Annotated in this window: 7 protein-coding genes; 3 read left to right on the top strand and 4 right to left on the bottom strand. The window is 41.2% G+C overall.

All coding sequences use genetic code 11. The annotated features are described in order from the left end of the window. The 3 genes from PX481_RS03675 to PX481_RS03665 all read left to right on the top strand — a co-directional run. The coding region (locus PX481_RS03675; RefSeq protein ID WP_288093700.1) for a TetR/AcrR family transcriptional regulator C-terminal domain-containing protein at positions 1 to 390 on the top strand (390 nt) is incomplete at its 5' end. 362 nt (positions 391 to 752) lie between these two features. Continuing rightward, positions 753 to 2,663: a serine/threonine-protein kinase gene (locus PX481_RS03670; RefSeq protein ID WP_288093699.1), complete on the top strand. Its 1,911-nt coding sequence runs from the start codon at positions 753 to 755 to the stop codon at positions 2,661 to 2,663. Between the two features lie 393 nt (positions 2,664 to 3,056). Next, positions 3,057 to 3,251: a type II toxin-antitoxin system VapB family antitoxin gene (locus PX481_RS03665; protein ID WP_002752171.1), complete on the top strand. Its 195-nt coding sequence runs from the start codon at positions 3,057 to 3,059 to the stop codon at positions 3,249 to 3,251. Between the two features lie 110 nt (positions 3,252 to 3,361). Here the strand turns inward: PX481_RS03665 and PX481_RS03660 are convergent, their stop codons facing one another. From PX481_RS03660 to PX481_RS03645, 4 genes are all read right to left on the bottom strand, one after another. Continuing rightward, complete coding sequence (locus PX481_RS03660) at positions 3,362 to 3,970, bottom strand: PIN domain-containing protein (RefSeq protein ID WP_002752169.1); 609 nt, start codon at positions 3,968 to 3,970, stop codon at positions 3,362 to 3,364. Next, positions 3,967 to 4,446 (bottom strand): hypothetical protein, encoded by a 480-nt coding sequence (locus PX481_RS03655; protein WP_002758609.1) that lies wholly within the window; start codon positions 4,444 to 4,446, stop codon positions 3,967 to 3,969. The genes PX481_RS03660 and PX481_RS03655 overlap by 4 nt, the downstream gene beginning before the upstream one ends. Before the next feature lie 20 nt (positions 4,447 to 4,466). Continuing rightward, positions 4,467 to 4,820 (bottom strand): DUF5615 family PIN-like protein, encoded by a 354-nt coding sequence (locus PX481_RS03650; protein ID WP_002758608.1) that lies wholly within the window; start codon positions 4,818 to 4,820, stop codon positions 4,467 to 4,469. After that, positions 4,817 to 5,023: DUF433 domain-containing protein (locus PX481_RS03645; protein ID WP_288093698.1), on the bottom strand; the 207-nt coding region annotated here is incomplete at its 5' end. The genes PX481_RS03650 and PX481_RS03645, both read right to left, overlap by 4 nt.

Below are 5,023 nucleotides of genomic sequence, written 5' to 3'. Positions count from 1 at the left end.
GACTTGCTGACGGAATTGAGCGAAATGGGCAGTTATAAAGCGGTAGCGCAGGTGATGCGACGTAGGGTGTTGAGAATGCGAGAAAATAGCGATTTATTGCGAGTTTGTTTTATAGAGGCGCAATTTCATCCCGAATTAAAAGAGCGAATTCAATCGGAGGTAATTGCTAAAATGACCGATGTGGCCGAGGCTTTTTTTCAAACAGCGATCGATCGTGGTGTCTATCGTCCCATGAATCCGAAAATTGTCGCCCAGGTTTTTCTAGGAATGTTCGCAATTGCCGGTTTTTCCAGTGAAACTATTTTAGATAGTAATGCTTCCCCCTTAGCTTTACAAGAAATGGCCGAAGGTATTGCCGAAATTTTTCTGAATGGAGTGTTAGTTAAGTAGTCGTGCAAAATTAATTTCCTAGTCGAGACTCCGAGACAGCTAATCTAAAGATAGGCGGTTAAAATCCGTTTTAGCTTACTTAAGTAGCTGGTTATAATTAAATTAAAAATGGATTTTAGGTTCGATCCCCCCTGCCCCTCTTGATAAGCGGGGTGCCGATCCCCCCTGCCCCCCTTGATAAGGGGGGTGCCGATCCCCCCTGCCCCCCTTGATAAGGGGGGTGCCGATAGGCGGGGGGATCCCCCTTAATAAGGGGGGCATCTGATAATTTTTAACGCCTACTTACTTATGATAAAATGCCTTCAAAGACAGGTAAGGGAAAACTTTCAATTATTCACTCAATAAAATAACTGATAGCCGAGATGAAACCCTGTTACTGTATTAATCCCGATTGTTCTCAACCAGACCATCCGAGCAATAATAACTCGAATACTCGTTACTGTCAAAGTTGCGGCTCTGAGTTGTTGTTAAATGGTAAATATAGGGTAAGTCGGTTATTGAGTGATACGACTGGTTTTGGCATTGTTTATGAGGCTTTTGAGGGTTTTACAGCCAAAATCCTCAAGGTATTACAAGAAAAATGGAATAATGAACCGAAGGCAGTGGAATTATTTAAACGGGAATATGACGTTTTATTAGAGTTGAGTCGTCAAAATGTCACCGGTGTTCCTCGCGCAGATACCTATTTTCAATATTCCACGAGAGAAGGGAAAATATTACACTGTTTAGTTATGGAAAAAGTGGAGGGGATTAATTTAGAACAGTGGCTAAAGCAGTATGATAAATTAAGTCAAAAACGGGCTTTTAAATGGCTGAGAGAAATTACTTTAATTCTGGATAAAATTCATCAACAGAATTGGCTGCATCGAGATATTAAACCCCCTAATATTATGCTGCGGAATAGTGGCGAGTTGGTGTTAATTGATTTTGGCACAGCAAGGGAAGAAACCCAAACCTATCATCAAAAGGTAAAAGGTCAACAGGTGACAGGTATTACCTCAGCTGGATATACACCCAATGAACAACAACATGGCCAAGCAGTGATTCAATCAGATTTTCATGCTTTAGGACGAACTTTTGTACATTTATTAACCGGAAAACATCCCTTAGAAATTTATGATGCGGTTAATGATGTTTTAGCTTGGCGAGAAGAAACGGAAAATATTCACCCGTTATTGTTGGATTTTATTGATGAGTTGATGGGAAGATTGCCAAAGAATAGACCGGCTAATACTAGGGTTATTTTACAGCGTTTGGATGAGATTGAACGGCAATTAAAGTTACCTACTATAACTCCTAATAGACCATCTCCACCAGCAGCAAATCCGCAGCCTGTTGTAACTCAAAAACAACCGCCAGTTATTCCTAAGATTAATCCTTCTCCGCCAGTTTCACCTGTAGATAAAACCCTTACTGGTCATTCTGGCCAGGTTTATTCACTAGCATATAGTCCCGATGGCCGCTATTTAGCTAGTGGTAGTTCGGACAAAACTATCAAAATTTGGGAGACAGCAACGGGAACAGAATTGCGTACTCTTACTGGTCATTCTATGACGGTTTGGTCAGTGGCATATAGTCCAGATGGCCGCTATTTAGCTAGTGGGAGTCTTGACAAAACTATCAAAATTTGGGAGGTGGCAACGGGAAAAGTGCGTACCCTTACTGGTCATTATATGACGTTTTGGTCAGTGGCATATAGTCCCGATGGCCGCTATTTAGCTAGTGGTAGTTCGGACAAAACTATCAAAATTTGGGAGACAGCAACGGGAAAAGAATTGCGTACTCTTGCTGGTCATTCTAAAGGGGTTTGGTCAGTAGTATATAGTCCCGATGGCCGCTATTTAGCTAGTGGTAGTAGTGACAAAACTATCAAAATTTGGGAAGTAGCAACGGGACAAGAATTGCGTACTCTTACTGGTCATTCCGAGGGGGTTTTATCAGTAGCATATAGTCCCGATGGCCGCTATTTAGCTAGTGGGATTGGTGACGGTGCTATCAAAATTTGGGAGGTAGCAACGGTAAGAGAATTGCGTACCCCTACTCGTCATTCTGAGGTAGTTAGGTCAGTAGCATATAGTCCCGATGGACGCTATTTAGCTAGTGGGAGTCAGGACAAAACTATCAAAATTTGGGAGGTAGCAACGGGAAACGAATTGCGTACCCTTACCGGTCATTCTGAGACAGTTTTCTCAGTAGCATATAGTCCCGATGGTCGCTATTTAGCTAGTGGGAGTGCTGACAAAACTATCAAAATTTGGCGGGTGAGACAGTAAACTTGTGTTTGGGGTGACAGCAATAACTTTTGTCTATCAAAAATGAGCGACGCTTGCGGGAAACTGCACCGATGTCTTTAAAAATGTTGGGTTTTGGCTCAAATTATTGAATCGAGCAGTTTTCTCCTAAGTAGGGTATGCGGCAAAAAGTACGGGCGAAGCATTCGGATAGAAAATCTACAGTTTCACCGATAGGTTATTGTCCGAATGCTTCGCCCCTACAGGACGCGGGCCGATAAAGACGCAAGATTTTGAACGACGATTCTCTCACAATCTTGCACCTGTTTTGCGAGAAAAGCCACAAAATCTCTACCTTGCTTACATCTCACATTTATTCAGCAAACCCTATATAATGTGTATATTAACAATCTACTATACACAACTAGGGATAGGATGATGACTAACATTATCATTGATGACCAACTCATGGCTGATGCTCTTAAAGCTACTGGTTTAAAGACTAAACAAGAAGTTGTTGAATTGGGTCTTAAGACTTTGATTCGGCTCAAACAACAGGAGAAAATTAAAGCCTTTAAAGGTAAGCTTAAATGGGAAGGAAACCTTGAGGAAATGAGGCACAATCAATGATTCTTACGATGTCGTTAAAGAATGTTGGGTTTCGCTCAAATTATTGAATCGAGCAGTTTTCTCCTAAGTATTAAAGCGCTCAACTCAACCGAAAAGCTTGATCTCAGCTACTAGGACGATAACTGCGACTGAAGAAAACTGTAACCACGATCAAATCGGGGAATCATCCTACAGTTGAATTGATTCAGTTCTTCAACAATGTCAGGACTATCAAAGTCTTTTGAGTTTCGATTCAAAAAACACGCCTGCTGTGGCTGATAACGTCGTAAATGATGAAGTACCGAGGCATAGACAAGAGCATCTTGTGGCGTTAAATCATATATCTTTTCATAAGATGCTGCTTCGATTAAAATATCAGCAGTAAGTGCCACAATTTCTCCTACCTTGAGGAGGCGTTCTCGATATTTATTAAAACGATGTCGTTCTTCTTCATTGCTTTGCACCATTAAACTAGCAATATCTTGAATACTCTTGATCCGACTTGCATAAGAAGCTGTGCGTGAAAGTTGACGTAACTCAGTATCTAGTAACTGTTGAAGTTCCCGACGACTCTTTGCTTGACGAGTCAGTTTTTCGTGAGGTTCAGCTAGACTATATGCTGGAATAATTAGTTTGGCTTGTCCTGTTTCACAAAGTTGCAGAATCTGCTCACAGCTTAGACACTGCTCTTGCTCGAAGGTTAGCTCTAAAACAAAATTTGTTTCAACATAGATATTCACGCCGCTGCCTCACGCTGAAATTTTCCCCCAGCTAAAGCAGCATACAACCCTGAATCAATCAACCAACGCTGAGAATCATCGAGAGCTTCAGGCGGCTTTTCAGAATGAATAATCTCTCCCAACCAAGAAGCAACAATTAGTTCAAGACTTTGCCTACTAATTTGGTCATTCGTTACCCCTGCTCGTTGAAAATAAGGCTGAAGAATGGGACTGGCATCAATCATATAACTAGGTTCACTCTGCTCCTGAAAAGCCCCAACATTACTCCATAAGTAAAATCTGTCAGGAAAGACCAGCAAAAAATAGGGAGCCTTGGCAAAAGTACCGTGTGCCAGAATATTGCGTCGGAGTTTTGCCGCCCATTCTTGGGATACGTTGGTTTTGCACTTGACCTCAACCACAAGAGCGAGTTGACCATTGCGGTTATTAACTGCTAAATCCCAGCCAGAAGCCATAAGATGAACTGATGAAACCATACACAGCACCCCGCGTAAAATTATTGATGAACGATGATTGAGTTGCGACTCATTTCTATTAAGGAATGTTGAGTAAAAAGTGCTTTTATTTGGGGTAGATTATTCTGAAATAATGCTTCTAATTCAACATTCGTAATGTTACCCGTAGTCACTAGCAGAAGCTTATAAGGTTCTTGATTAATCAAAAATGAATCGAGAAAATCTGTGTCTTTGGTAATAACAATACGATTTTGTTTAATTGAAAGAGCGTTAATTTCTGTATCTGTCGTGGCATTTTGTTGGGGTAAATCTTTAGTATGAATTGTATCATGACCAGCAGCTTGCAAAAAACGGGCTAAACGAACTGGCAATTGGGCATCGACTAAAAAGTTCATGGTGCAATTTGGTAGATGCTTTTTACCTGAGTTAATCGAGTGGCAAACAATAACGCCGCTAGAATATCCTCCCGTTCCAAATCATCGTAGTCGGCTAAAATATCTTCGATACTCATGCCAGAACTAAGTAATTCTAGGATAAATTCAACAGGATAACGCAATCCTCGAAGGCAAGGTTTGCCATGACAGATATTTAAATCGAG

It is taken from the genome of Microcystis sp. M53603_WE2, assembly GCF_030065435.1.
Note: the sequence above shows the minus strand (reverse complement) of the source record. Positions and strands in the feature narration are given on the sequence as shown.

Excerpts from the sequence above, each read along its gene's own strand:
- PX481_RS03665 (WP_002752171.1), top strand. The coding sequence starts at position 3,057 with ATGATGACTAACATTATCATTGATGACCAACTCATGGCTGATGCTCTT.
- PX481_RS03650 (WP_002758608.1), bottom strand. The coding sequence starts at position 4,820 with ATGAACTTTTTAGTCGATGCCCAATTGCCAGTTCGTTTAGCCCGTTTT.
- PX481_RS03655 (WP_002758609.1), bottom strand. The coding sequence starts at position 4,446 with ATGGTTTCATCAGTTCATCTTATGGCTTCTGGCTGGGATTTAGCAGTT.
- PX481_RS03670 (WP_288093699.1), top strand. The coding sequence starts at position 753 with ATGAAACCCTGTTACTGTATTAATCCCGATTGTTCTCAACCAGACCAT.